This is a genomic window from Zhihengliuella alba, assembly GCF_039538765.1.
GTDB lineage: Bacteria > Actinomycetota > Actinomycetes > Actinomycetales > Micrococcaceae > Zhihengliuella > Zhihengliuella alba.
In genome coordinates this window covers 278,683-303,113 of record NZ_BAABCJ010000007.1, presented here as the reverse complement: position 1 = coordinate 303,113, position 24,431 = coordinate 278,683, and the positions used below count along the sequence as shown (strand labels likewise).

Below are 24,431 nucleotides of genomic sequence, written 5' to 3'. Positions count from 1 at the left end.
CTTCGTACGCTTTCAGTGACCCGAATCACCTCCTCAGGAGCTGTCCCCATGACTTCCGAAGCCCTTCTCGCCCGCGTGGACGGAGCGATCCGCGATGCCCGTGCGCAGCTCGTCTCTCTCAGCCACGATGTCCACGACTACGCCGAGCCCTCCTTCGCCGAGCACCGCGCCGCCGCGCGGGTCCGCGACGAGCTCGCCCGCGCCGGGTTCGACGTGACCGAGACCGTGGCCGACCTCCCCACCGCGTTCACCGCCCGCTTCGGCAGCGGCGACTTCGTGGTCGGCGTGTGCGCGGAGTACGACGCGCTGCCCGAGATCGGCCACGCCTGCGGGCACAACATCATCGCCACCGCCGCGGTCGGCGCCGGAATCGGACTCGCGGCCGTCGCGGACGAGCTCGGCCTGACGGTCGAGGTGGTCGGCTGCCCCGCCGAGGAGCACGGTGGCGGCAAGGTCCTCATGCTCGAGCGCGGCTGCTTCGACCACCACACCGTGGCGCTCATGGTCCACCCCGCCACGGCCGACGCGGACCCGGCGACGACGTTCACGCAGGGCGTCTCCCGTTTCGCGGCGACGTTCTCCGGCCGGGCCGCGCACGCGGCCGCCGCGCCGACCGACGGCGTCAACGCGAGCGACGCCGCCGTCGTCGCGCAGGTCGCCGTGGGCCTCCTGCGGCAGCAGCTGCCGGCGACCGCCCGCGTGGGGCTCTTCGTGCGGGACGGCGGCCAGGCCACCAACATCATCCCGGAGCGGACCATCGTCGACTTCGAGGTCCGCGAATTCGACCTGGAGCGGCTGCGCGACCTGAGCCGCCGGGTCCACGCCTGCTTCGAGGCGGGTGCGCTCGCGACGGGATGCACCGTCGAGTTCGAGGAGACGGAGCCGGAGTATGCGCCGCTGCTCCAGGACGCGCGGCTCGCTCGCCCGTTCGCCGACGCGGTCCGCGGCCTCGGGCGCACGGTCCTGGACGCCAGCGACATGACCGGCGGCTCCACGGACATGGGCAACGTCTCCCAGTACCTGCCCTCGATCCACCCGATGATCGACGTCAAGGGCAGCGGCAACCCGCCGCACACGCGTGCCTTCGCGGACGATGCCGCCGCACCGGGCGGCGACGAGGCCGCCGTGGACGGCGCGATCGCCATGGCACGGGCCATCGTCGAGGTCGCCTCCGACCCCGGGGTGCGCCGCGACCTGCTCGCCGAGCAGTCCGCCCGCGCTCCCTACGCGACGTCCGCCGTCGCGACCAGCGTCGGGACGCGGTCATGACCGCCGGGACGACCACGCGCGGGGCCACCGCCGGGGTCCGGCTGTGGATCCCGCTCCTGCTGGTGGCCGGCGCCGTGACGATCGCCGCCGAGCTCATCGGCACCCACGAGATCGGGATCGGGATCGGGACGCTGACCCTGCTCCCGCTCATCTGGGGGCTCCTCCTGGGCGCGGCGGTCAGCCTGCAGCGGCTCAAGCCGTTCCCCGAGGGCACCCAGCGGGTCGCGTCGGCCGCGATGCAGGTCGGCGTCCTGCTCCTCGTGACGCGGCTGGCCTTCCTGGTCGGCGAGAACATCTCCGTCCTGCTCCAGGCCGGGCCGGCCCTGATCATCCAGGAGATCGGAAATCTCTTCACGATCGCGGTGGCGATGCCGATCGCCGTCCTGCTCGGCATGGGCCGCGCGTCGATCGGTGCGACCTTCTCGATCGCCCGGGAGGGCGCCTTCGCCATGACCGGCGAGCGCTACGGGGTCGATTCCGCCGAGACCCGCGGCGTGCTCGCCATGTACGTCTTCGGCACCGTGTTCGGCGCCCTCTGGGTGGGGCTCCTGGCCTCGATCCTCGCCGGGGCCGGGTGGTTCGACCCGCTGGCGCTGGCCATGGGGTCCGGCGTCGGCTCGGGATCCATGATGGCCGCCGCCTCCAATGCGGTCGCCGCCCAGTTCCCGGCGATGCAGGGCGACATCCTCGCCCTCGCCGCGCTCAGCAACCTGCTCAGCTCCGCGCTGGGCCTCTACATGGGCGTGTACGTGGCGCTGCCGCTGGCCGACCGGTTCTACCGCTTCCTGACGCGGGGCCGCGCTGGGAAGCGCGGGGAGACGCAGGACGCGGGCACGGTCCTGCCGGAGGCGAAGGTGGTGCCGAAGAAGGACACCGCCCCGCGCAAGGCGGCGTCCGACTGGTCGCTGCTGGGTCTGACCGCCGTGCTGATGCTGGTGGCCGTGTGGGCTGCCGGGGGAGGCGTCTCGCTGGAGGTGCTGCCGGGCATGGGCATGATCGTCGCCTTCGTGGTCGTCGGCATGCTGGCGCACCGGTACCTGCGGATCTCCTCGCTCGTGGTGACCATGACGCTGGCCATGCTGGCGACCCTGCCGTGGTCGCCGATCGCCGGCGGCGTGCTGGCGCTGGCGGAGCCCATCGACTTCCTGCCGATGACCACTCCGGTGCTCGTGCTCGCCGGGCTCGGCCTGGGCCGGGACGCCCGGGTCCTCGGCAGCGTCGGGTGGCGTATCGTCCCCGTCGGCCTGCTGGTCCTGACCGGGACGTTCCTCGGCTCCGTCCTGATCGCGCAGCTCGTCCTGGGCGCGGGCTGACGCCGCGGGCCCGGCGGACTTCTGCCGGGCCGCTGCCGGGTCGCCGGGCGCCCGCCGATCGAGGGGGCGTCGAGGGCGCGCAGGCATTGCCTTTCCGCGTGGGACGGGCGAAGCTCGCAGCAGGCGCCCGTTGCGCGGGCCGAACCAGCGGTGAGAAAGGAAGGCAGACGTGAACTACCTCGAACCCCTCCTGTCGAAACTGGAGAAGTGGAAGGACCTCGACCGGGTGGCCGAGCCCCTGGCCTCCAAGGTCGGTGCGGTGCTGTCCCCGGCTCCGATCCGGAACCTCCTCGGCGGCAAGCACCTGGGGCACCCCCTGCACCCGGCGCTCATCGCGGTGCCGCTCGGTGCCTACGGCATGGCCGCGGTCCTCGACGCGTGCGGCCAGGACCAGGCGGCGGACACCGCCGTCGCCACGGGCCTGCTCGGCTCCGTCCCGGCCGTCGCCACGGGCCTGCACGACTGGTCCTACACGCAGGGCGCCGAGCGGCGGGTGGGCGTGGTGCACGCGGCCGCCAACTCCGTGGCCAGCGTCCTGTACCTCGCCTCGCTGCTCAGCCGGCGCGCGGGTCACCGTGGCCTCGGCCGGTGCCTGTCCTTCGCCGGGCTCGGCGTGGTCAGCGCCTCCGGGTTCCTCGGCGGCCACCTCTCCTACGTCCAGGGCGTCGGCGTCAACCGCGCCGGCACGCCCGAGCGGACGGAGCACTGGGTGGACGTGGGCCGGCTGGAGGACTTCGACGACGGCGCGCCCGTGGTCGTGGACGTCGACGGCGAGCCGGTCATGGTGCTCCGCACCGGGGGCCGGGTCCGGGCCCTGCACAACACCTGCTCGCACCTGGGCGGTCCGCTCGCCGAGGGCGATGTCCGCGACGGGTGCATCGTCTGCCCGTGGCACGGGAGCGCGTTCGACCTGGACTCCGGGGCGGTGGACACCGGCCCGGCCAGCGTCCCGCAGCCCCGCTACGAGGCCATGGTCTCCGACGGGCACGTCCGGCTCCGTCCCGCCTGAGCGGCGGCAAGCGGACAGAGCGGCAGGCGGACAGAAGAGAGCAGAGGAGCGGCGCCCCGGCCGTCAGCCGGGGCGCCGCTCCTGCGTCGCGGGGGCGTGCCGCCGTCGTCGTCGACTACTCGCGCTTGAGCTTGTCCTGCACCATCCCTGCAGCCTTCTCCGCGGCGTTCGGCACGTCGGTGGTGCCGTAGAACCGCGCGTCGGGATGGGTGGGCGGGGGCATCGGCGTGCCGTCCATCGGCGTGGGGACGTACGCGAACTCCCCGAGTTGGTCCGGCGCGGTGCCGTTGGCCCAGGAGCCGTTGGCCATGTCCTCCCCGTCGGAGAAGTTGAAGGCTTTGTACGAGTACTCCTGGTGCTCCTTGCCCTGCGGGAAGTTGCTGGGGACGGGCAGGTTCTCCTTGGACTCCTCCTGCAGCTCCCTCGCGGCCGCGAGCCACTGGTTCTGGTGCATCGTGTCGCGGGCCAGCAGGAACGCCAGCATGTCCCGAACACCCGGGTCGTCGGTCATGTGGTAGAGCCGCGCCACCTGCGTGCGGCCCTGCATCTCGGCGTTCACGTTGGAGGTGAAGTCCGCGAGGAGGTTTCCGCTGGCCGTGACGTACGCGGCGCTCCACGGATTGCCGTTGCTGTCGACGGGGCGCGCGCCGGCGCCGGCGACGATGGCCTGCTGCACGTCGGTTCCGCCGATCACGGCGGCGACGGTGGGATCGTCCTGGAGGGCTTCCTCCGTCACTCCCACGGGAGCCTTCTCGAGGAGCTGCGCGACCATGGTCGCGAGCATCTCCACGTGGCCGAACTCCTCCGCGGCCGTGGAGAAGAGCAGATCGCGGTACTTGCCGGGGATGTGCGTGTTCCACGCCTGGAAGCTGTACTGCATGGCGACCGTGATCTCGCCGTACTGGCCGCCGATCACCTCCTGCAGCTTCCGGGCGTAGACGGCATCCGGCTTCTCGGGCGTGGACTTGTACTGAAGTGCCTGCTTGTGAAGGAACATCTCAACTCCTCACTCAGCGCCCGCTGGGTGGCGGACGGATCGGATTCAGAACGAGCTGGAAAACGTGGTGGAAGCGGACCGAACAAGCGAGGGTGCGGGTCCGGTCGGTTCCGGACCCGCACCCTCGCGCGAATGCTCGATCGGTATCAATGGCTGTTGCGTCCGCCCTCGGCCTTGGCCTCGGTCGGCTGCGCGTCGGCGCCCCGCGAACCGGCCTCGCTCGGGTCGGCGCTGTTGGACTCGCCGAAGCTGCCGGAGCTCTCCCGGCCGCCCTGCTGGCCTGCGCGGCTGGGATCGGCGCTGTTGGACTCGCCGAAGCTGCCGGAACTCTCCCGGCCGCCCTGCTGGCCTGCGCGGCTCGGGTCGGCGCTGTTGGACTCGCCGAAGCTGCCGGAACTCTGCTGGCCGCCCCTGGAGGCCTGCTGCTCAGTGTCCTCGCGGTTGCCGAACTGCCCGGGGTTGTTGTTGTCAGCCATGTCTGTCTCCCTTCTGCTTGAGTCTTGCGTCTTGCGTCGCGTCCGGTCTCTCCGGTGCCGACGTCTTCGACGCTAGAAGTGTCTCTAGGGAGGCTCAAGGCCGTGGGGACGACTCTTCGCCGTCTCTGAGTGTGCGTGAAGCCGACTCCAAGGATGCGGCCCCTGCGTGGGAGTGAGCCGTGAGCGCCGGCGCCCCTCACGCTCGCGGCACCGGCGGATCGCCGGACGGATCGCCGGACGAATCGCCCCGCGGCCCTAGGGTGGACGCATGACTGCAGACCCCACTCCCACGCCTGTCCCGCCGCTGCCGCAGGAAGCACCCGACCGCTCGCCCTGGCGGGACTCGACGACGTCGGGTCTGGTGCAGGCCGCGCTCACGGGCGCCCTGACCCTCGTGGACCCGGCGACGTTCCGTCCCGCGACCAGGCGCTGCTTCCGCGCCGGGCTGGCGCTCGCCGTCGGGGCCGTCGGCGCCCTGGGCTGGAGGTCCGGATTCCGGGCCTCGCTGGCGACCGCGGCCGATCAGGACGGCGCGGGCTCGGGCGGTGCTGCGGAGGGCAGCCCGGAGGCGACCGAGCAGCGCGACCCCGACGACGGCGTCGTACCGGGTGCTACCCGGCCGGGCACCGCCGGTGCGCCGGACGCGAGGGCGTCCCGCCGGGTCTCGACGCTCGGGGCCATCGCCGTGGGAGGCCTGTTGGCGGGCGCCGTCTATGCGAGCGCCGCCGGCGGGGCCGCCGTCGATGCGCGTGTGCACCGGGCGCTGGCGGCCCGGGGCGTCGCGCGGCCGCGGGCGGTCATGGCCGTCGGCGCTGCCGTCCTGTCCTGGGCCGTGTTCGAGCTGGAGCGGCGTGCCCCGCAGGCCGACCGCGACCGCGCGGATCGCTAGCGGGCGGCCGCCCCGACGAGCTCCGGGTAGAACTTCGCCGCCGTCTCCGGGTGGGCGCGCAGCCAGCCCTTGAGCACGTTGGCGCCGTAGGAGGAGAGCATCGGGTTCGTCGGGTCGTCGGACACACCGCGCGCCTCGGCGGCCAACTCGGCTGGCAGCTCGACGCGGTCGATCACGGCGTCCAGACGGGGCGACCAGAAGAAGGGGACCGAGTAGCGGTCGACCCCGGGCGGCGGCGCCGTGACCCGGTGGATCGTGGCCATGAGGTAGCCGTCCGTGGCGACCTCCAGCATCTCGCCGAGGTTCACCACCAGGGCGCCCTCGATCGGCTCCACGGTGATCCACTCGTCCTGCCCGTACGGCTGGACCTCGAGTCCGCCCACCTGGTCCTGCAGCAGGAGGGTCACGAACCCGTAGTCCGCGTGCGATCCCACGCCCTGCGTGCCGGCCTCCGGGACCTGCCCGCCCACGTAGTGGACCAGCTTCCCCATCCAGGCGGCGTCGCCGTCGAACGGCTCGGCGAAGTGGTCCTCCGGGAGGCCGAGCGAGACGCTGATGGCGCCGAGCAGCTCCGCGCCGATCCCGCTCATCAGCTGCGCCCACTCCATGGCGACGCGCTCCAGCTGCGGGAACTCCGCTGGCCACTGGTTGGGGCCCTGCAGGCCCAGGTACGGCTGGTCGGCCGGGACGTCCGCCCGCTCGGGGAGCTCGGGGCCGTAGTCGATCTGCTCGCGCGAGTCGGCGCGCCCCTGCGTGATCTCCTTGCCCAGTCGCGTGTAGCCGCGGAACTGGGCGGAATTCCGGTTGTCGAGCGCCAGGCGCTGCTCGAGCGGCAGGGCGAAGAACTCGGCGAGCGTGGAGAGCAGCTCGGCCGGCTGCCCCTCGCGGGCGCCGTAGCCGACGATCTGGAAGAACCCGACGTTGTGGGCGGCGTCGCGCAGGGCGTCGATGAACTCGGGGTTGAAGAGTCCGTCGGCCAGACGCGCGGTGGAGAGATCCAGCACGGGGACGGAAGTGCGAACAGTAGCCATGGCGACACCGTAGGGCCATTTGTTGCGGCCGCCCCAGCGTCTGTGACGCTCGGTTGCCGTGCGTGACGCCGCGTTGCGGACCCCTTGACGGTCACCGCGGCCGGGTGGCCGTGGAGGGCGACGGGCCGCCGTCGTGGCGTCCATTGGGCGCGGGCCCGGCGTTGTCTAGGCTGGGAGCGTGATCTTCAAATCAGTCGGCGACCACCGCCCCTATCCCGACCACGGGTACACCGCGCCCCGGGACTGGGCGCAGATCCCGCCCGAGCAGGTCCGGCTGGACCAGCTCGTCACCGTCAAGACCACGCTGGACCTCTCGGCACTGCTGGCCGAGGACTCCACCTTCTTCGGCGATCTCTTCCCGCACGTGGTGGAGTGGCGGGGCGAGAAGTACCTGGAGGACGGCCTGCACCGGGCCGTGCGGACGGCCCTGCACCAGCGTTCCGTCCTGCATGCGCGGGTGCTGCGCCTGGACGGGGCCGGCCTGCACGCCGGCGCGGCCGCCCGGAGTGCCGACGCGGCCGAGGGCGCGGCGTCGGCCGCAGGCCCCTGGGGTGCCGGCACCAGGGTCGCGGGGGCCCGGAGCGCGGGTGCCCGGAGCGCCGCCGAATGAGGCGCCGGACCGGGGAGGGGCCGCTCGAGTGGGACGGCCGGAAGGTCTACACCGGGGAGGACCTCGAGCAGCTGACCGATGCGGTCGACGACCCCGAGCACGTGGAGAACCCTGAGCACTACCGGCGGCGCCTCCGCCACGGGATCGCGCTCGTCCTCGTCCTGCTCCTCGTCATCGCCATGGCGGTGGCGGGCTACCTGGTGCTGACCAAGCGGCTCGACCTGCCGTGGCCGCAGCCCGGCTCCGACGCCGCCGCGGCGCCATCGGAGCCCGCGTGCCCGCCGGGGGAGCGGCAGTACCTGGACCCGGTCGGGGTGACGGTGGACGTCTACAACGCGACGGGCCGGCCCGGCCTCGCCGAGGGGACGCAGTCGCAGCTCGTCGACCGCGGTTTCCGCCCGGGGGCGCTCGGCAACGACTCGCTGCCGTCGCGCGGCATGGTGGGGCTCGTAGTGAGCGGTCCGGAGGGGTACGACGCCGCGCTCACCGTGCAGCGCCAGATCCCCGGCGCCGTCTACGAACGGGACGACGACATGCAGGGCGTGACCGTGCGGCTGGTCCTCGGGGAGAGCTTCCAGGAGCTGCAGCCGCCGGCAGAGGTGAGCACCGCGCCGGGACCGCTCGTCTGCCAGTGACGGGCCGACCGCTGGCCGGCCCCTGGTCGGCCTGTAGCCGTTCCGCGGCGCAACGTCGTGCGGCCGCCATTCGCACGGCGTCCGCCGAGGGGTAGCATGTCCGCCATGTCAGACGTCTCAGTTACCGAACGAAACAAAACACCTCGGCGGGTCATCGGCGTCGCCATCGCGGCCGCCGTCGGCGGGTTCCTCTTCGGCTTCGACAGCTCGGTCATCAACGGTGCCGTCGACGCCATGAGCGGCGACTTCGGCCTCGGCCCCCATCTGACCGGGTTCGCGGTCTCCTGCGCCCTCCTGGGCGCCATGACCGGCGCGTGGAGCGCCGGCCCGATCGCCGACCGCAAGGGCCGCGTCTGGGCGATGGTCCTGGCCTCGATCCTCTTCACCGCCTCGGCCCTGGGCTCCGGCTTCGCCTTCGGCGTCGTCGACCTCATCCTGTGGCGCTTCCTCGGCGGCATCGGCGTCGGCATGGCCTCCGTGCTCGCTCCCGCGTACATCGCCGAGATCTCGCCCGCGCACAGCCGCGGCCGCCTCGGCGCGCTGCAGCAGCTGGCGATCGTGACCGGCATCTTCGCCGCCCTGCTCTCCAACGCCCTGATCGCGGGTGCGCTGGGCGGCTCGGACGCCATGGGCTGGATGGGCCTGGACGCCTGGCGCTGGATGTTCCTCGCCGAGACCGTGCCGGCCGTGCTCTACGGCCTCTTCGCCCTGCGCCTCCCGGAGTCGCCGCGCTACCTGGTCGCCATCAGCGACTACGCCCGCGCCGGCAAGACCCTGGTCGAGGTCATGGGGCTGCAGACCAAGGAGGAGGTCGAGGCGAAGATCGCCGACATCAAGGCGACCATCAACATCGAGACCAAGCAGGGCCTGCGCAACCTGGTGGGCGGCAACGGCCGGCTCCTCCCGATCGTCTGGGTTGGCATCCTGCTCTCGGTCTTCCAGCAGTTCGTCGGCATCAACGTGATCTTCTACTACTCCAACACGCTCTGGAAGTCGGTCGGCTTCGCCGAGTCGGCGTCGTTCACCATCTCGGTGGTCACCTCGATCGTGAACATCGCCGTCACCATCGTGGCGATCCTCCTGGTGGACAAGATCGGCCGCAAGCTCCTGCTGCTCATCGGCTCGGCCGGCATGGCCGTCGGCCTGCTGACGATGGCGATCTCCTTCAGCCAGGCGATCGTGACCCCGGCGACCGAGCCCGGCGGCGAGGCCGTCGTCGACCTGCCGCAGCCGTGGGGCATCATCGCCCTCATCGCCGCGAACGTGTTCGTGGTCGCCTTCGGCATGTCCTGGGGCCCGGTGGTCTGGATCCTGCTCGGCGAGATGTTCCCGAACCGCCTCCGTGCCGTCGCGCTCTCCGTGGCGGCCTCCGCCCAGTGGCTGGCGAACTTCGTCATCACCTACACGTTCCCGCCGCTGGCCAACGTGGGGCTCACGCTGGCCTACGGGCTCTACGCGACGTTCGCCGTCCTGTCCTTCATCTTCGTCTGGAAGTTCGTCGAGGAGACCAAGGGCAAGGAACTCGAGGAGATGCACGCCTGACCCCTCCCGGCCACGGGCCGGGGCATGGACCAGAGAAGCCCGGAGGCCGACGCGGTGAGCGTCGGCCTCCGGGCTTCGTTCGTACGGTGTTCGTCCGTAGGGTCGGGTCAGTCGCAGCCGTCGACGCCGCAGGCGTCCCCGTCGGCGCTTCCCCCGGCGGCCTGGAGCACGGGCAGCTCCGACCACGCCTGCGTCAGGGCCTGCTCGAAGGCCTCCGCCGACTGCGCCCCGGAGACCCCGTACTTCATGTCCAGCACGAAGAAGGGGACGCCGCTGATGCCCAGCCGCCGGGCCTGCTCGACGTCGTCGCTCACCGCGTCGGAGTAGGCCTCGGAGTCCAGGACGCGCACCACGTCGTCCTCGGCCAGGCCGGCACCGGTCGCCACGGCGAGGAGCTCGTCGCGGGAGCCGAGGTCCAGGCCGTGCTCGAAGTGCCCCGAGAGGAGCGCCTCCTTCAGCGTGCCGGACAGGCCGCGCTCTGCCGCCAGGTGCAGCAGGCGGTGCGCGGTCCACGTGTTGGCGACCTTCACGGCGTCGAAGTCGTAGGCGAGCCCCTCGCCGGCCGCCATGGCGGAGACGTGCTCGAACATGCCGGCGACCTGTTCGCGGGCCATGCCCTTGCGTTCCGAGAGGTAGTCCAGCTCGGTGCCGTCGTAGTGCTCCGGCAGGCCCGGGTCCAGTTGGAAGCTGTGCCAGGCCACGTCCACCCGGTCGCCGAAGGGGACGCGGGCGAGGGCGGTCTCGAAGCGGCGCTTGCCGATGTAGCACCAGGGGCAGGCGACGTCCGACCAGACGTCCACGCGCAGGCGGGCGGCCGGTCCGGGGGCGCGCAGCGGGGCTGCGGGGGAAGGGGTGTCGGTCATGCCCGGGACAACGCCGCGCCCGGCCGGCTCATTCCCCGCGGCGGGCCGCGTCAGGCCTCGCGGACGGTGCGGAGGGCCTCCGACCATGCGACGAGCTGGTCGAACAGCGTGCCGAGCGCGCCGGTGGCGCCGTCGCTGGGCTCGAACGACTGGTCCTCCGCGAAGTCGTCGGAGAAGGGGAGGAACACCTGGGCCCGGACGTCGGCCATCTGCACCTCGGCGGCGATCAGGCGCCACGCCTCCACCGCGCGGGTCCCACCGGCGCTGCCGTAGCTGACGAATCCGACCGCCTTGTTGTTCCACTCCGCGTACAGGAAGTCGACGGCGTTCTTGAAGGCGGCCGGGACGGAGTGGTTGTACTCAGGTGTGACGAAGACGAAGCCGTCGAACGAGGCGATCTTCTCCGCCCAGGCCCGCGTGTGCTCCTTGGTGTACTCGCCGAGCGACGGCGGCATCGGCTCGTCCAGCAGGGGGAGCCCCTGATCGGCCAGGTCGACGAGTTCGAAATCGGCGTCGCTGCGCTGGGCGGCGTGCTCGAGCACCCAGTCGGCCACGGTCCTGGCCTTGCGGTTGGGGCGGGTGCTGCCGGCGATGATCGCGATGCGGGTCATGACTCTCTCCTTCGTCCGTCGGGCCCTCGTCAATCGCGGTCTGCGCTACTGCCGGGGCCCGTGCCTGGGGCCGTGTCTGGCGCCCGCGTCCGGGGTCGCGCCGTGGAGCGGTCCCGCTTCAACCCGGGCTCTAGGGCGACGCTACTGGCGCCGGTGCGGTAACGGAACCCCATCCAGGGTCGGGATTCGCTGCCGCCCAGATCAGCCGGTGATTCCCGGCCGGCCCGGCCATGCCGCGCGTCGTCGCGGAGGACCCGCGGCGGATCTCCGGTGGCAATCGTTACCTTGCTGTGACCTTATGGATGCGCCTACGCTGGAGGCGGTGCACCCTTCAGCGGTGCGCAGCAGGCAGAACGCGCCGCGGGCGCGCAGCCCGAAATCGACAGGCGGGCCCGACCCGACGGAAAGCGCTGGGGTATGACTTCGACCCGACCATGGACGGCCGCATTGCAGGCGGCCGCCGCAGCCGCGGTGCTGACGGCGGCGGGTCTCGCGGCCCCCGCTGCGGCGGTCGCCGCCCCCGGGGCCCAGCCGGCGGCCGCGGCGCCCGCAGAGAGCGCGCCCGATGCGGGCGGCTCTGGCACGGGCGGTTCCGACTCAACGGACGATGCCGCGGCGACCTACCAGCCGACCGGTACGACGCCGTCCGACGAGCCGTCCCCTCAGCCCTCCGATGAGCCGTCGGACCCCGGCACGGCGCCCGCACCGTCGGACCCGGATGCCTCCGCACCCGCCGGCAGCACCGCGGGCGGGTCGACGTCGTCGCCGGCCCCCACGCCGCAGCCGACCAGCGGAACCGTGTCCGACCCCGAGATCACCTCGACTCCCCGCGGCGGCGAGGTCGCCCCGGGCGAGCCGATCGTCGGCGTCGTCCCCGGCGCAGCCACGAACGTGCAGGTGATGGTCCGGTCCAGCGGGGCCGGCGCGGTCGCCTACGCGGTGGACCAGGACGGCCGCTTCAGCCTGCCCGCACCCTCGCGGCCCGGCACCTACGACTTCACGATGCAGGCCACCGACGGCTACTCCAGCTCGATGATCGTGGACTACTCCGTCGAGGTGGTGGACGACGGCGCTCCGGAGTCCGAGGACCCGGCGAGCACCACTCCCACCGAGACCCCCGGGCCGACGTCGTCCACCCCCGAGCCCTCCGCACCGGCGAGCCCCTCGCAGGGCCCGGCGCCCGGGACGACTCCCGCGCCGACCGGCGCCCCGGACCCGACGGGGATCGACGGCGGCGGGACCGACTCCCCGACGAGCGGCGGGCCCTCCCAGGGCTCCTCCGGCGACGGCTCGGGCACGGACGGCGGGCAGGGTTCTGACGGGACTGCATCCGACGGGAGCGCCTCCGGTGGAGCCGGCTCCGGTGGGTACTCACCCGGCGGATCGGCGGGAACGCCGGGCGACGGCGGGGACGGCTCCTCCGGGGCCGGCTCGGGCCCGGGTGGCCCGGACGCGGGCGACAGCGTTCCCGGCGGCGCCGGGACGGACGGCTCCGGTGCCGGCCCCTCGGGCGATGGCGGGGCGGACCCGTCGGGCCCCGGTCCGGCCGGTGAGGAGGCCGACCCGTCCGGGACGGGTGGCCTGGACGCCGACCACGCGGGCGCCGTGGCGGACTCCGAGGGGCCGCTCGGGCCGGTCACCGCAGCGCTGGCCGGGGGCGGGGCGCTGGCGGTGGTCGCTGGCGCGGTCCTCCTCATCCGGCGCCACCGCGCCGAGTAGCAGCCGCCGACCAGTAAGCCGCCGGGTAGGCACCGCCGAGTAGCGGCTGCCGACTGGCCGCCCGGGTAGCAGCCGACCGGCCCTCGAGCAGCAGCGCGGCCGGACCGCATCCGGAGCCAGGGCAGCGCAATGGCGGCGGACCCCCTGCTCTGCCAGGAAAGGGGATCCGCCGCCATGTCGGTCGGGACTGCGATGTCGGTCGGGACTGCGCCGGGCGGTCGCCGGCCGTCGGCGCGCCGGGTCAGACGGTCTGCAGCTCCTTGGTCTCGCACAGGTACCGGTTGTAGGCCGGCAGGGTCAGGAAGTCCGGGAACCGGTCCGCCAGGGCGGCCGCCTCGAAGATCTCCCGCGCCTCGGAGAAGCGGTCGCCCTCGAAGCGCTGGATCCGGGCGAACTCCTCCTCGAGCAGCTCCACCGCGTACTCGCGGGTGACGAGCTCGCCGTCGTCCGTGACGGCGCCCTGGTGGATCCACTGCCAGATCTGCGAGCGGGAGATCTCCGCCGTGGCGGCGTCCTCCATCAGGTTCTGCAGGGCCACCGCGCCGTTGCCGCGCAGCCACGACTCGATGTAGCGGATACCGATCTCGATATTGCTGCGCACGCCCTGCTCCGTGATCAGGCCCGGCGTCGCCGCCACGTTCAGCAGCGCCACATCGTCCGGCCGGACGTCCTCGCGGGAGCGGTCCAGCTGGTTCGGACGCGAGCCGAGCACGGCGTCGAACACCTCGCGTGCCACGGGCACCAGGTCCGGGTGGGCCACCCACGAGCCGTCGAAGCCGTCCTGGGCCTCGCGGGTCTTGTCCGCGGTGACCTTCTCGAAGGCGACGGCGTTCTCCGCCTCGTCGCGGCGGTTCGGGATGAAGGCCGCCATGCCGCCGATCGCCATGGCGCCGCGGCGGTGGCACGCCCGGACCAGCTGCTCGGTGTAGGCCCGCATGAACGGGGCCGTCATGGTCACCATCGAGCGGTCCGGCAGCACGAACCGCGGCCCGCGCTCGCGGAAGTTCTTGATGATGGAGAAGATGTAGTCCCACCGGCCGGCGTTCAGCCCCGCCGCGTGGTCCCGCAGCTCGTAGAGGATCTCCTCCATCTCGAACGCCGCGGTGATGGTCTCGATCAGCACGGTCGCCCGGATGGTGCCCTGCGGTATGCCCAGGTAGTCCTGGGCGAACACGAACACGTCGTTCCAGAGGCGGGCCTCCTGGTGGCTCTCCAGCTTCGGCAGGTAGAAGTACGGGCCCCGGCCCAGCTCGATCAGGCGCTTGGCGTTGTGGAAGAAGTGCAGCCCGAAGTCCACCAGGGCGCCGGCGATCGGCTGGTTCTGGATCAGCAGGTGCTTCTCCGGCAGGTGCCAGCCGCGCGGCCGCACCACGATCGTGGGCAGGTCGGTCAGCTTCTCGCCCGTGAGCCGGTACTCCTTGCCCTCCTCGGTGGTGAAGTCGATCTCGCGGTCCAGCACGCGCTGGAGGTTCAGCTGCCCCTTGACCACGTTCCGCCAGTTCGGCGTGAGCGAGTCCTCCATGTCGGCCAGCCATACCTTGGCGCCGGAGTTCAGGGCGTTGATGGTCATCTTGCGGTCGGTGGGGCCGGTGATCTCGACGCGGCGGTCCTCGAGGCCGGGAGCGATCGGCGCCACTCGCCACGAGTCGTCCTCGCGGATGTGCCGGGTCTCGGGCAGGAACTTGGGGTCCGCGCCCCGCGAGATGGCCTGGCGGCGCTGCTCGCGGGCGTTGAGGAGCTCGCGCCGCCGGCCGTCGAACCGGCGGTGCAGCTCGCCCAGGAAGTCCAGGGCCTCGGGGGTGATGACCCGCTGCTGCTGGCAGACGGGGGAGGCGGTCATCGTGATGCCGTTGAGGGTGATCGGGTTGTTCATGGCGGTCTCCTCGGGAGAAGTGGAGGGGGTACGACGGCGGCCTCGCGCCGCCGTCGTACCGGAGGGGTTAGTGGAACTGGCCTTCCTCGGTGGATCCCACCAGGGCCAGGGTGGAGCCGCCCGGGTTGAGGGCGGTGGAGACGGCGTCGAAGTAGCCGGTGCCGACTTCGCGCTGGTGCTTGGTGGCGGTGTAGCCGCGGGCCTCGGAGGCGAACTCCCGCTCCTGCAGCTCTACGTAGGCGCTCATGCCGCGGCGTGCGTAGCCGTGGGCGAGGTCGAACATCTCGTGGTTGAGGGCGTGGAATCCGGCCAGGGTGATGAACTGGAAGGTGAAGCCCATCGCGCCGAGCTCGCGCTGGAACTTGGCGATCGTCTCGTCGTCCAGGTGCTTCTTCCAGTTGAAGCTCGGCGAGCAGTTGTACGCGAGCATCTGGTCCGGGAACTCGGCCTTGACGGACTCGGCGAACCGGCGGGCGAGCTCCAGGTCCGGCGTCCCGGTCTCCATCCAGATGAGGTCGGAGTACGGGGCGTAGGCCTTGGCGCGGGCGATGCACGGCTCGATCCCGTTGCGGACCTTGTAGAAGCCCTCGGCCGTTCGCTCGCCGGTGAGGAACGGCTGGTCGCGCTCGTCGACGTCGGACGTCAGGAGCGTGGCCGCCTCGGCGTCGGTCCGGGCCACGATCACGCTCGGGACGTTGGAGACGTCGGCGGCCAGGCGTGCGGCGTTGAGGGTGCGGACGTGCTGGCCGGTGGGGATGAGCACCTTGCCGCCGAGGTGGCCGCACTTCTTCTCGCTGGCCAGCTGGTCCTCCCAGTGGACGCCCGCGGCGCCGGCGCCGATCATCGACTTCATCAGCTCGAAGGCGTTGAGCGGGCCGCCGAACCCGGCCTCGGCGTCCGCGACGATCGGGACCAGCCAGTCCTCGACCGTGCTGGTGCCCTCGGCGTGCTCGATCTGGTCCGCGCGGAGCAGGGCGTTGTTGATGCGGCGGACCACCTGCGGCACCGAGTTCGCCGGATAGAGCGACTGGTCCGGGTAGGTCTGCCCGGCGAGGTTCGCGTCGGCGGCGACCTGCCAGCCGGAGAGGTAGATGGCGCGGAGGCCGGCCTTGACCTGCTGGACAGCCTGGTTGCCCGTGAGGGCGCCGAGGGCATTGGTGTAGGCGCCGGTGGCGTTCTCCTCGCGGAGCTGCGTCCACAGCTTCTCGGAGCCGCGGCGGGCCAGGGTGTACTCCTCCTGGACCGTGCCCTGGAGGCGTACGACGTCGGCGGCGGCGTAGTCGCGGGTAACACCGTCCCAGCGCGGGTCGGCGGTCCACTGGAGCTCCAGCCGCTCGATGCGCTGCTGGGTCTCCTGCTCGCGGTTCTGGCTGTTCGTCATCGTTGACTCCCTCGGTGATCGTCCGTTGCGGAACGTCTTCTCGAGGTGCCGGACCCTGTGGTCCGTGCCGGTGGGGTTCCGGTGGCTCCTCGTCGTGGGATCAACTTTTCGCCAGATTTCACCCCGTCAATAGGGTGCGAGGAAGAAAATTTCCGCACTTCTTCTCATTTTGAGCAGAAGTGACGGAGTTACTTCGCGAGGCCGAGGCGCTACTCCTCGTCGGCGTCGTCCGCGGGTCGGCTGCCTGGGGCGCTCAGGCGATCCTCGGCGGAGCGGGGGACCACGAGCACGGCGCGCCAGGCGTCCGAGAGCGTCGTCTCGACGCCGGGCTCCCAGCCCCGGTCGCGCACGGCGGCGTCCACGGCGGGGCGCGTCAGCTCGTCGTCGACCGGGTACCCCACCCACACGGCGCGGGCCGCCGTGAGGGGTATGAGCTTCTGGTCCAGCAGGATCTCCAGGTCCTCCAGCACGGCGGCGAAGAGGACGGCGGCGTCGGCGTCCGCGGCCGCGTCCACCTTGCCGGCCCCGTCGGGGAGCGGCTCCAGGAGCTGGTGCTCCTCCGGCGTGCCGCCGATGACGAACACTGCGTCGCCCGGCTCCAGGTGCAGGCGGCGGCTGACGTCCTCGGCCGACTCGGCGGGCTCTGCTTGCTCTACTGACATGGCGGGCCTTTCGGTGGTGGCGGCGGCTGCGGTGGCGGCGACCGCCCGTGCTTGCGGCGGCGGGTGGGGCTGCATGCTCAGGATAGGCCCGCGGCGAGGGGTGCGAAAGATGCAGCCCCCGGCCGCTCGGTGCTGATGCGGACCTTGCTGGACTGGGCCCCAAGGCGTAAGTTGATGCCTAGAGATTTCGAATATTTCGAATACAGGAGGCTAGAGATGACTGTTGCCGTGGCGCGCCGAACCTACCTTGCCGAGGACCCCGACGCGGACAGCGACTTTCTGGTCTTCCTGAAGGGTAGCGTTTCTGCTGCCCAGGGGGTGCCGAAGCTCGTCGCGGACGACGGCACTGAGCATCAGGTTCCGCATGGGGTCTTTGATGCACTACTGCTGATAGCTGAGGCTTTGGCTGAGGGGCGCGCCGTTTCGGTGATGCCGACGGACACGCAACTGACGACGCAGGAGGCGGCCGACTACCTCGGGTACTCGCGGCCGACACTCGTCAAGCTGCTCGAGCGGGGCGAGATCCCGTTCTCTCGGGTCGGGCGCCATCGCCGCGTGATGCTCCGGGACCTCATCGAGTACGAAGCGGAGGCGCGTTCGAGGCGTCGGACGACTCTCGATCAGCTCACGCAGGAGTCGGTCCGTGACGGATCCGCCCTTCGCACTCCGGACGATGACTCAACGCGGTAGTCGTGTCCTCCCCCGTCTTGGTCGATACATGCGTCCTCGTCCCGATCTCGGTGGCGGACCTGTTTCTGCGCCTCGCTGAGGCAAAGGTCTTCCGTATCCTGTGGTCTGAGGAGATCCTCGCCGAACTCGAGCGAAATCTGGTCCGCAAGATCGGCTTCACGGCCGAAGGTGCCCGCCGTCGCCTTGAAGCGATGAGAGACAACTTCCCGGATGCCTTGGTGGAGGACTGCGAGGCCCTGACTGGTGCGATGACGTGCGACCCGAGGTGCGGTATGCCACTCTTCGCCAATGCGGTGGGGAAGCGGCTCGGGTCGGTGCGCCCGGACCGACGGGGGCGCTGGAATGTGTGCATTTGGGAGACGGATCAGCTTGATTCGAAACGATGAGGAGGGGCCATGGCGGAGACGGTCGAGGACATCATGGTGGAACTGGCGGGGCTGGAGGATCCGAGGATCCGCGCCGTCAACGAGCGCCACGGCGACGAGCACGGGGTGAATCTGACCAAGCTGCGGGCCGTCGCCAAGCGGCTGAAGACGCAGCAGGACCTCGCGCGCGAGCTGTGGGCCACCGGCGACACCACGGCCCGCCTGCTCTCGCTGCTGATCTGCCGGCCGAAGGCCTTCGCGCGCGACGAGCTGGACGCCATGCTCCGCGACGCGCGGACGCCCAAGGTGCACGACTGGCTGGTCGCCTACGTCGTCGCCAAGAGCCCGCACGCCGAGGAGCTCCGGGTCTCCTGGCTGGACGACCGCGATCCCGTGGTGGCCAGCGCAGGGTGGGCTCTCACGAGCACCCGGGTGGTGAAGAAGCCGGAGGGGCTGGATCTCCCCGGCCTGCTGGACACGATCGAGGCGGAGATGCGCGACGCCTCGGAGCGCCTGCAATGGGCCATGAACACATGCCTCGGCAACATCGGGATCGAGCACCCGGAGCACCGGGAGCGCGTCCTCACGATCGGCGAGCGGCTCGGCGTCCTCAAGGACTACCCGACACCGCCGAACTGCACGTCGCCCTACGTTCCGATCTGGGTCAACGAGATCGTCCGGCGGCGCAGCGAGGCCTGAGCGGCGCCGGATCGGCCGCTCGCGGAGCGCCCGGACAGCCCGTGGAATCGGTCACGAAGTTCGTTGCGGCAAACATCAGACGTCTAATGTTTGAGGCATGACCTCTGAGACCGCCGCCGACGCCGCACGCCCGGAACCGACCACCGCGCTCGCCGAGAGCGCGCCCGTACCCGAGCAGCTCGAGCGTCCCGCCGTCGCAGAGGCCACCGCCTCTCCGGAACACCCCGCTCCAGAACGACCCGCTCCGGGGCGGTCCGGCTCGGGGCCCTCCACGGGCGAGCAGCCGCGCCGCTGGTTCGCCGGGCTCCTGGCCGTGGCCGCCGTCGTCCTGGTGGGTCTGAACCTCCGCGCGGGCATCGCCTCGGCGGCGCCGCTCTACCACGACCTCGAGGCCATGCTCGGCTACGGGACGTTCATCGCCTCGCTGCTGCCCACCATCCCGGTCCTGTGCTTCGCGTTCGCCGGCGCCGGGACCGCATGGCTGGTCAAGCGCACCGGGCTCGAGCGGGCGCTCGCCCTCGCGCTCCTGCTGCTCACGCTCGGCCTGGCCGTCCGCGCCGTCGAATCGACGTGGCTCCTGCTGGCGGGAACCGTGCTCGGCATGTGCGGCCTGGCGGTCTGCAACGTGGCGATGCCGTCCTTCATCCGCGAGCACCACCCGCACCGCACGGCCGCGATGACGGCCTCCTACAGCGTGACGCTGTCCGTCGGTGCGACGGCGGCCGCGGCGTTCAGCTTCCCCATCGCCACCGCGCTGGGCTCGCCCACGCTCGGCCTCGCCGCCTGGGCGGTCCCGGCGGCCCTGGCGCTCCTGGTCCTGCTGCCCATCGCCGCCGCCGCGCGACGCTCGTCCGGCCCGGTCCCCCCGCACGTCTCCCCGTGGCCGATGCTCGCCACCCGCAAGGGCCTGCTGTTCACGTCCCTCTTCGCTGTCCAGGCGCTGCTGGTCTACACGTTCATGAGCTGGTACCCCCACATGCTGGTCACCCGCGGGCTGGATGCCGCGACGGCCGGGTTCATGCTCGGGCTGCTCCAGGCGGTCAGCATCCCCACCGTGATGATCGTCCTCTGGATGGCCTCGAAGCCGCGCCTGCTGCGCCCGGCGTTCATCCTGACCTGCGCGTCCTATGTGGTCGGGACCGTCGCCCTGCTGGTCCTGCCGGTGGGGGCCGCGGCCGTCCCGTCCGTCTTCATCGGGTTCGGCCTGGGCATCTTCCCGCTGCTCATGCTGCTGATCAGCCGCAGCGGCGAGACCGCCACGGAGACCACGGCGCTCTCCACGCTCGCCCAGTCGCTGGGCTACCTGGTCGCGGCGATCGGTCCGTTCGGCCTCGGGCTGCTCCAGGGGGCGCGGGGATCCTGGACGGTCCCACTCATGATCCTGATCGGGTGCACGGTGGTCCAGTTCGTCCTCGGCTACCGGATCACCCGCTACGGCCGCATGCCGGGGCAGGCGCGCGCATGAGCGGCGGCCCGGTCCGCGCGCCCCTGATGCAGGAGGTCGTCGGGAGGCTGCGGGACGCCGTCGCCTCCGGCCGCTGGCCCGTGGGGGAGCGGATCCCGCCGGAACCGGAGCTCGTCGCGGAGTTCGGCGTTTCCCGCGGCACGCTCCGCGAGGCCGTGAAGGCGCTCGCCCACGCTGGGCTGCTCGAGGTGCTGCGCGGGGACGGGACCTACGTGCGCGCCACGAGTGAGATCAGTGCGACGGCGCAGCGCGTCTACCGCGAGCACGCGGACGAGGATGTGCTCCAGGTCCGCTTCGCGCTGGACACCCAGACCGCCCGGCTCGCGGCGCAGGCCGCGGACTCGCTGGTCGTCGCCGAACTGCGCGAGCTGCTCGCCCGGCGCCGGTCGGCGTGGGACGCCGCGGACTACCAGGCCTGGTCCGAAGCCGACTGGGGCTTCCACCTGCGCGTCGCCGAGGCGTCCGGGAACCCGCTGCTGCACGAGCTCTACGCGAGCTTCGGCGACGTCTTCCACGGCACCAAGATGGTCCAGCGGCTCGAAGCCGGGTTCGATGGCTGCCTGGCCTCCGGTCACGACGAGCTCGCGGATGCCATCGCCGCCGGCGACGACGAGGCCGCGGTGCGCACCGTCATCGCGAACCTGGACTACTGCATGAGCTGGGTCCCGCGCCGCCAGCCCGCGCGCCGCCAGCCCGCGCGCTGACGACGCCCCGGACCTCCCAGGCCCGGTACGGCCCGAGACGACGGCGGCGGTGCCGGACCTTTCCAGGTCCGGCACCGCCGTCGTTCGCTGTCCGGTGGCGTCGGCTAGGCGACGCCGGACGCGCTCATCAGTCGGCGACCGTGAAGGTCAGCTCCTCGGTGTACTCGCGGCCGTGCACGTCGGTCGCGGTCACGGTGGCGGTGTGCTCGCCGGCGGCCAGATCGGCCGGCAGCTCCAGGCGCCAGAGGTGCATCATGCGGTCGGCGAGCGAGCCGCCGTGGACCAGCTGCTGCTGGGCCGCCACCGGGTCGGAGTACTCGGCGCCGACCAGCTGGCCCTCGCCGTCCATCTTCTGCGTGCGCTCGGCGGCCACCGGCTCGCCGCCGTCGATCGAGACCTCGACCTCGGAGCCCGTGGAGCCCATCCAGAAGTTGGTGGTCAGCCACGTGGTGCCGGCCAGGTCGTCGCGGGAGACGGCGAGCGGCTCAGCGAACTCCTCGGCCTCGCCCTTGTTGCCCTTGTTGGCCTCGAACCACTCGCGGTAGCGCGGGGTGTTCACGCCCAGGCTCATCTGCTCGGAGTCGTCCTCGCCGCGGACGGTGAAGCGCTCCTTCACCTCGGTGCCGCGGATGTCCAGCGTCAGCACGCCCGGGCGGCCGCCGTCGCGCTGCACGGCCTCCGGGTAGCCCTCCTCGGTCAGCTGGCCGGAGAACCAGTCGCCGGAGATGGCGCCCGCGGTGATGTGCGTGAACGGCAGCTCGTCGACGCCCATGACGTCCTTCCAGCCCTCGAGCCGGTCGCCGGCGCGCAGGTTCTCGATGCTGTGGGTGTGGCCGCCGAGCGCGATCGCCTCGCGGCCCTCCAGCAGCTCGTAGATCTCCTTGACCTGGGCCACCTGGTGCTTGGAGCTGCCCTGATCGGCGAAGTCCAGCAGCGGGATGTGCGCGGCGAGGACGATCAGCTTGTCCTCCGGGGTGTTGGCGATGTCGTTGCGCAGCCACTCGAGCTGGCGCTCGTCCAGCGAGCCGGTGTAGTCGCCCTTCGCGGCCGGCTGCTTGGTCGGGAACTCCACCGTGTTCAGTGCGACGACGTGGGCCTGGCCAGCGTCGTAGGAGTAGTACTCGGGGCCGAGGTTCGCGCGGAACGTGTCGAACGTGTGCGCGGAGTCGGTCGCGTCGAAGTCCAGGTCGTGGTTGCCCGGCAGGAAGCGGGCCGGGCCGTTGAGCATGCCGGCGAGCTCGCGCGTCTGCGGGTAGAGGGAGAGGTCGTCGCCCACCACGTCGCCGATGAACAGGGCGCCGCAGCCCTCGTAGTCCGTCCGCTCGGCGAGGTCGGCGAACGCGCCGTCCTTGGCGTACTCGACCTCCTCCTGGGTGTAGGTCTGGACGTCGCCGCCGATCAGGCAGTGCTGCTCCTTGGACTTGGTCTGCTTGGCCTTCGCGAGCGGGAAGTTCACGGCCTCCGGCAGCGCCCCCGTGGCCTCGATCCCGCCGAACTTCAGCTCCGGCGATCCTTCGGGCAGGTGGTTGTAGGAGAACTGGGCGACATTATCCTCGTCGACCGGCACCTGCCAGCCGGCCGGCTGGGTGACGAACACCGTCATGTTCTCGAAGGCGGGCAGCGAGTAGGCGCCCTGGGCGTCCGTGGTGACGACGTCGCGGCCGTTGGAGACCGTGGCGCCCTTGATGCCGGGCTCGTTCTTGTCCTGCGTGGAGTCGCGGTCCTTGTCGTTGAAGACGACGCCGTCGAGGGTCTCGCCCTCGGTGCCGCCCGAGGCCGGGACGACCTCGACGTCGCCGCGGTAGGCCTGCTCGGCCCACTCGCCGGGTGCGGACGCGGCCGGCGCCGACGGTGCCGGGGCGGAGGGAGCGGGCGTAGCGGTCGCGGCCGCGCCGCCTGCGGTGGCTGCCAGCAGGGCGACGGCGCCGGCGGCCAGGGTGCCGGTGGTCAGACGGGCGAAGCGGGTGGGACGTTCGGTTCGATGGTCGGTGCGGGCGGTCGAGTTCACGTTGGTCCTCCGTAGAAGCGGTCGGAATCCCCCCAACGCTCCTCCACGCTGCCGGGCGGCCGTGAACGGCCGGGACCGCCCACTTGACGAGGCGTTGACGCAGCCGTGAACAGGCCCCCGTGATCGTGTTGGCGTAGATTACCGGTATGACGGACGTCACCGAGGAAGCACTGGACACGGTGGCCGTGGGCCGCCAGATCCGTCACGCGCGGAAGTCGCTGGGACTGACGCTCGGGCAGCTGTCCGAGCGCGTCGGCGTCGTGCCCTCCCAGCTGTCCCTCATCGAGAACGGCAAGCGCGAGCCCAAGGTCTCCCTGCTGATGCGGATCGCCACCGCACTCGGCACCACGCTGGAGCAGCTGCTCGGCGCGCAGCCGGCGGACCGGCGGGCGGCACTGGAGATCGAGCTGGAGAAGGCGCAGCGCGGCCCGCTCTACGCAGCGCTGGGCCTGCCGCAGGTGCGCGTCTCGCCACGGATGTCCACCGAGGTGCTCGAGGCCCTGGTGGGGCTGCAGCGGGAGCTCGCCCGCCGGATGGAGGAGCAGGCCGCCACCCCCGAGGAGGCGCGGCGGGCCAACACCGAGCTCCGCGCCGAGATGCGCGCGTGCAACAACTACTACCCGGAGCTGGAGCGGCAGGCCCAGGAGCTTCTGGACGCCGTCGGGCATGAGGACGGGCCGCTGTCCCAGCACGTGACCGCCGACCTGGCGGACCACCTGGGTTTCAGCCTGCGCTTCGTGAACGATCTGCCGCACTCCACGCGCTCCGTGACGGATCTGAGGAACAAGCGGATCTACCTCACCCAGGACGACCGCGGTCACGACCAGCGGTCCGTGCTGCTGCAGGCGCTGGGGAACTACGTGCTGGGGCACCGGACGCCGGCCGACTACTCCGAATTCCTTCGCCAGCGCGTCTACACCAACTACTTCGCCGCGGCGCTGCTGCTCCCGGAGCGGCAGACCGTGGCGCTCCTGCAGCGGGCCAAGGCGCAGAAGGAGCTGGCGATCGAGGATCTGCGCGATGCGTTCGCGGTGTCCTACGAGTCGGCGGCGCACCGGTTCACGAACCTCGCGACCGAGCACCTGGGCATCACCACGCACTTCCAGAAGGTCCACGAGTCGGGGATCGTGCACAAGGCCTACGAGAACGACGGCGTCAACTTCCCCGCCGACCACACGGGAGCGATCGAGGGGCAGGCGATTTGCCGGTACTGGACCAGCCGGGTGGTGTTCGACGTGCCGGACAAGTTCCGGGCCTTCAACCAGTACACCGACACCGTGAACGGCACGTTCTGGTGCACCGCGCGGACCGAGCGGCACTCGGCGGGCCTGTTCTCGCTCTCCGTGGGCGTCCCGTTCGAGCACGCCAAGTGGTTCCGCGGCCGGGACACCACCGAGCGGTCGAAGTCCCGGTGCCCGGACGAGACGTGCTGCCGGCGGCCGCCGGAGGCCCTCGCCGCGGCGTGGGAGGGGAACGCCTGGCCGGCCACCCGGGCCAATGAGCACCTTCTCGCGGCGATGCCGCCCGGGGCGTTCCCGGGGGTGGACGACACCGAGGTCTACCGGTTCCTGGAGTCGCACACGGACTGACCTCCCGGCCGCCCGCAGGGAGGCCCGCCGG

Annotated in this window: 22 protein-coding genes and 1 pseudogene; 14 read left to right on the top strand and 9 right to left on the bottom strand. The window is 71.7% G+C overall.

All coding sequences use genetic code 11. The features are described 5' to 3' along the window. The first annotated feature begins 48 nt into the window (after positions 1-48). From ABD784_RS14135 to ABD784_RS14125, 3 genes are all read left to right on the top strand, one after another. The gene (locus tag ABD784_RS14135; RefSeq protein WP_344886102.1) at positions 49-1,269 is read left to right on the top strand and encodes an amidohydrolase; all 1,221 of its coding nucleotides are present in this window, start codon (positions 49-51) and stop codon (positions 1,267-1,269) included. Beyond that, positions 1,266-2,582, top strand: coding sequence for a DUF3100 domain-containing protein (locus ABD784_RS14130; RefSeq protein WP_344886099.1), 1,317 nt, complete (start codon positions 1,266-1,268; stop codon positions 2,580-2,582). Before ABD784_RS14135 ends, ABD784_RS14130 begins: the two co-directional genes overlap by 4 nt. A 169-nt stretch (positions 2,583-2,751) precedes the next feature. Continuing rightward, entirely contained in the window at positions 2,752-3,591 is an 840-nt protein-coding gene (locus ABD784_RS14125; RefSeq protein WP_344886096.1) for a Rieske (2Fe-2S) protein, read from the top strand. 115 nt (positions 3,592-3,706) lie between these two features. Here ABD784_RS14125 and ABD784_RS14120 read toward each other — a convergent pair whose 3' ends face one another. Together ABD784_RS14120 and ABD784_RS14115 are read right to left on the bottom strand one after the other, a co-directional pair. Continuing rightward, positions 3,707-4,588, bottom strand: coding sequence for a manganese catalase (locus ABD784_RS14120; RefSeq protein WP_344886093.1), 882 nt, complete (start codon positions 4,586-4,588; stop codon positions 3,707-3,709). Between the two features lie 146 nt (positions 4,589-4,734). Then, positions 4,735-5,064, bottom strand: coding sequence for a stress protein (locus ABD784_RS14115; protein ID WP_344886090.1), 330 nt, complete (start codon positions 5,062-5,064; stop codon positions 4,735-4,737). 268 nt (positions 5,065-5,332) lie between these two features. Here ABD784_RS14115 and ABD784_RS14110 point away from each other — a divergent pair, with 268 nt between their 5' ends. Further along, positions 5,333-5,953 carry a hypothetical protein gene (locus ABD784_RS14110; RefSeq protein ID WP_344886087.1) on the top strand — a complete coding sequence of 207 codons (621 nt, stop codon included), beginning with the start codon at positions 5,333-5,335 and terminating at the stop codon, positions 5,951-5,953. On the opposite strand, the gene ABD784_RS14105 is transcribed toward ABD784_RS14110, so the two are convergent. Next, on the bottom strand, positions 5,950-6,984 hold the full coding sequence (locus tag ABD784_RS14105) for an isopenicillin N synthase family dioxygenase (RefSeq protein ID WP_344886084.1): 1,035 nt from the start codon (positions 6,982-6,984) through the stop codon (positions 5,950-5,952). The genes ABD784_RS14110 and ABD784_RS14105 overlap by 4 nt on opposite strands. A gap of 178 nt (positions 6,985-7,162) precedes the next feature. Here ABD784_RS14105 and ABD784_RS14100 point away from each other — a divergent pair. The 3 genes and pseudogenes from ABD784_RS14100 to ABD784_RS14090 all read left to right on the top strand — a co-directional run. Beyond that, a pseudogene (locus tag ABD784_RS14100) lies at positions 7,163-7,459 on the top strand (type II toxin-antitoxin system VapB family antitoxin); the annotation flags it as partial. 131 nt (positions 7,460-7,590) lie between these two features. Beyond that, positions 7,591-8,229, top strand: a complete 639-nt coding sequence (locus ABD784_RS14095) for a LytR C-terminal domain-containing protein (protein ID WP_344886081.1) — start codon at positions 7,591-7,593, stop codon at positions 8,227-8,229. Positions 8,230-8,334: 105 nt separating this feature from the next. After that, positions 8,335-9,771 (top strand): sugar porter family MFS transporter, encoded by a 1,437-nt coding sequence (locus tag ABD784_RS14090; protein ID WP_344886078.1) that lies wholly within the window; start codon positions 8,335-8,337, stop codon positions 9,769-9,771. Between the two features lie 107 nt (positions 9,772-9,878). Here the strand turns inward: ABD784_RS14090 and ABD784_RS14085 are convergent, their stop codons facing one another. Both ABD784_RS14085 and ABD784_RS14080 read right to left on the bottom strand, forming a co-directional pair. Continuing rightward, complete coding sequence (locus ABD784_RS14085) at positions 9,879-10,634, bottom strand: DsbA family oxidoreductase (RefSeq protein WP_344886075.1); 756 nt, start codon at positions 10,632-10,634, stop codon at positions 9,879-9,881. Between the two features lie 50 nt (positions 10,635-10,684). Further along, complete coding sequence (locus ABD784_RS14080; protein WP_344886072.1) at positions 10,685-11,245, bottom strand: NADPH-dependent FMN reductase; 561 nt, start codon at positions 11,243-11,245, stop codon at positions 10,685-10,687. Positions 11,246-11,662: 417 nt separating this feature from the next. Between ABD784_RS14080 and ABD784_RS14075 the strand changes: the two genes are divergently transcribed. Next, positions 11,663-12,964, top strand: coding sequence for a hypothetical protein (locus ABD784_RS14075; RefSeq protein WP_344886069.1), 1,302 nt, complete (start codon positions 11,663-11,665; stop codon positions 12,962-12,964). A 241-nt stretch (positions 12,965-13,205) separates the two neighbouring features. Here the strand turns inward: ABD784_RS14075 and aceB are convergent, their stop codons facing one another. The 3 genes from aceB to ABD784_RS14060 all read right to left on the bottom strand — a co-directional run bounded on the left by aceB (position 13,206) and on the right by ABD784_RS14060 (position 16,880). Continuing rightward, entirely contained in the window at positions 13,206-14,837 is a 1,632-nt protein-coding gene (aceB, locus tag ABD784_RS14070; protein WP_344886066.1) for a malate synthase A, read from the bottom strand. A gap of 67 nt (positions 14,838-14,904) precedes the next feature. Further along, positions 14,905-16,218 (bottom strand): isocitrate lyase, encoded by a 1,314-nt coding sequence (aceA, locus tag ABD784_RS14065; RefSeq protein ID WP_344886063.1) that lies wholly within the window; start codon positions 16,216-16,218, stop codon positions 14,905-14,907. Between the two features lie 209 nt (positions 16,219-16,427). Next, on the bottom strand, positions 16,428-16,880 hold the full coding sequence (locus tag ABD784_RS14060) for a hypothetical protein (protein WP_344886060.1): 453 nt from the start codon (positions 16,878-16,880) through the stop codon (positions 16,428-16,430). Positions 16,881-17,054: 174 nt separating this feature from the next. Here ABD784_RS14060 and ABD784_RS14055 point away from each other — a divergent pair, with 174 nt between their 5' ends. From ABD784_RS14055 to ABD784_RS14035, 5 genes are all read left to right on the top strand, one after another. After that, entirely contained in the window at positions 17,055-17,570 is a 516-nt protein-coding gene (locus ABD784_RS14055; protein WP_344886057.1) for a helix-turn-helix domain-containing protein, read from the top strand. A gap of 2 nt (positions 17,571-17,572) precedes the next feature. Beyond that, positions 17,573-17,956 (top strand): PIN domain-containing protein, encoded by a 384-nt coding sequence (locus tag ABD784_RS14050; RefSeq protein WP_344886054.1) that lies wholly within the window; start codon positions 17,573-17,575, stop codon positions 17,954-17,956. 9 nt (positions 17,957-17,965) lie between these two features. Next, positions 17,966-18,634 carry a DNA alkylation repair protein gene (locus ABD784_RS14045; protein ID WP_344886051.1) on the top strand — a complete coding sequence of 223 codons (669 nt, stop codon included), beginning with the start codon at positions 17,966-17,968 and terminating at the stop codon, positions 18,632-18,634. A gap of 97 nt (positions 18,635-18,731) precedes the next feature. Then, positions 18,732-20,099, top strand: a complete 1,368-nt coding sequence (locus ABD784_RS14040) for an MFS transporter (protein ID WP_344886048.1) — start codon at positions 18,732-18,734, stop codon at positions 20,097-20,099. Then, positions 20,096-20,803, top strand: a complete 708-nt coding sequence (locus ABD784_RS14035; RefSeq protein WP_344886045.1) for a FadR/GntR family transcriptional regulator — start codon at positions 20,096-20,098, stop codon at positions 20,801-20,803. The genes ABD784_RS14040 and ABD784_RS14035 overlap by 4 nt, the downstream gene beginning before the upstream one ends. 127 nt (positions 20,804-20,930) lie before the next feature. Here the strand turns inward: ABD784_RS14035 and ABD784_RS14030 are convergent, their stop codons facing one another. Continuing rightward, complete coding sequence (locus ABD784_RS14030) at positions 20,931-22,811, bottom strand: calcineurin-like phosphoesterase family protein (RefSeq protein WP_344886042.1); 1,881 nt, start codon at positions 22,809-22,811, stop codon at positions 20,931-20,933. 146 nt (positions 22,812-22,957) lie between these two features. On the opposite strand from ABD784_RS14030, the gene ABD784_RS14025 reads away from it, so the two are divergent. Next, the gene (locus ABD784_RS14025; RefSeq protein ID WP_344886040.1) at positions 22,958-24,400 is read left to right on the top strand and encodes a helix-turn-helix domain-containing protein; all 1,443 of its coding nucleotides are present in this window, start codon (positions 22,958-22,960) and stop codon (positions 24,398-24,400) included. Positions 24,401-24,431 lie beyond the last annotated feature (31 nt).

What these genes read in the sequence shown, in the direction of transcription:
- ABD784_RS14105 (WP_344886084.1), bottom strand. Translation starts at nt 6,984, where the DNA reads ATGGCTACTGTTCGCACTTCCGTCCCCGTGCTGGATCTCTCCACCGCG.
- ABD784_RS14130 (WP_344886099.1), top strand. Translation starts at nt 1,266, where the DNA reads ATGACCGCCGGGACGACCACGCGCGGGGCCACCGCCGGGGTCCGGCTG.
- ABD784_RS14040 (WP_344886048.1), top strand. Translation starts at nt 18,732, where the DNA reads ATGACCTCTGAGACCGCCGCCGACGCCGCACGCCCGGAACCGACCACC.
- ABD784_RS14075 (WP_344886069.1), top strand. Translation starts at nt 11,663, where the DNA reads ATGACTTCGACCCGACCATGGACGGCCGCATTGCAGGCGGCCGCCGCA.
- ABD784_RS14120 (WP_344886093.1), bottom strand. Translation starts at nt 4,588, where the DNA reads ATGTTCCTTCACAAGCAGGCACTTCAGTACAAGTCCACGCCCGAGAAG.
- ABD784_RS14060 (WP_344886060.1), bottom strand. Translation starts at nt 16,880, where the DNA reads ATGTCAGTAGAGCAAGCAGAGCCCGCCGAGTCGGCCGAGGACGTCAGC.
- aceB (WP_344886066.1), bottom strand. Translation starts at nt 14,837, where the DNA reads ATGAACAACCCGATCACCCTCAACGGCATCACGATGACCGCCTCCCCC.
- ABD784_RS14095 (WP_344886081.1), top strand. Translation starts at nt 7,591, where the DNA reads ATGAGGCGCCGGACCGGGGAGGGGCCGCTCGAGTGGGACGGCCGGAAG.
- ABD784_RS14115 (WP_344886090.1), bottom strand. Translation starts at nt 5,064, where the DNA reads ATGGCTGACAACAACAACCCCGGGCAGTTCGGCAACCGCGAGGACACT.
- ABD784_RS14080 (WP_344886072.1), bottom strand. Translation starts at nt 11,245, where the DNA reads ATGACCCGCATCGCGATCATCGCCGGCAGCACCCGCCCCAACCGCAAG.
- ABD784_RS14090 (WP_344886078.1), top strand. Translation starts at nt 8,335, where the DNA reads ATGTCAGACGTCTCAGTTACCGAACGAAACAAAACACCTCGGCGGGTC.
- ABD784_RS14035 (WP_344886045.1), top strand. Translation starts at nt 20,096, where the DNA reads ATGAGCGGCGGCCCGGTCCGCGCGCCCCTGATGCAGGAGGTCGTCGGG.
- ABD784_RS14055 (WP_344886057.1), top strand. Translation starts at nt 17,055, where the DNA reads ATGCCTAGAGATTTCGAATATTTCGAATACAGGAGGCTAGAGATGACT.
- ABD784_RS14135 (WP_344886102.1), top strand. Translation starts at nt 49, where the DNA reads ATGACTTCCGAAGCCCTTCTCGCCCGCGTGGACGGAGCGATCCGCGAT.
- ABD784_RS14045 (WP_344886051.1), top strand. Translation starts at nt 17,966, where the DNA reads ATGGCGGAGACGGTCGAGGACATCATGGTGGAACTGGCGGGGCTGGAG.
- aceA (WP_344886063.1), bottom strand. Translation starts at nt 16,218, where the DNA reads ATGACGAACAGCCAGAACCGCGAGCAGGAGACCCAGCAGCGCATCGAG.
- ABD784_RS14110 (WP_344886087.1), top strand. Translation starts at nt 5,333, where the DNA reads ATGACTGCAGACCCCACTCCCACGCCTGTCCCGCCGCTGCCGCAGGAA.
- ABD784_RS14025 (WP_344886040.1), top strand. Translation starts at nt 22,958, where the DNA reads ATGACGGACGTCACCGAGGAAGCACTGGACACGGTGGCCGTGGGCCGC.
- ABD784_RS14085 (WP_344886075.1), bottom strand. Translation starts at nt 10,634, where the DNA reads ATGACCGACACCCCTTCCCCCGCAGCCCCGCTGCGCGCCCCCGGACCG.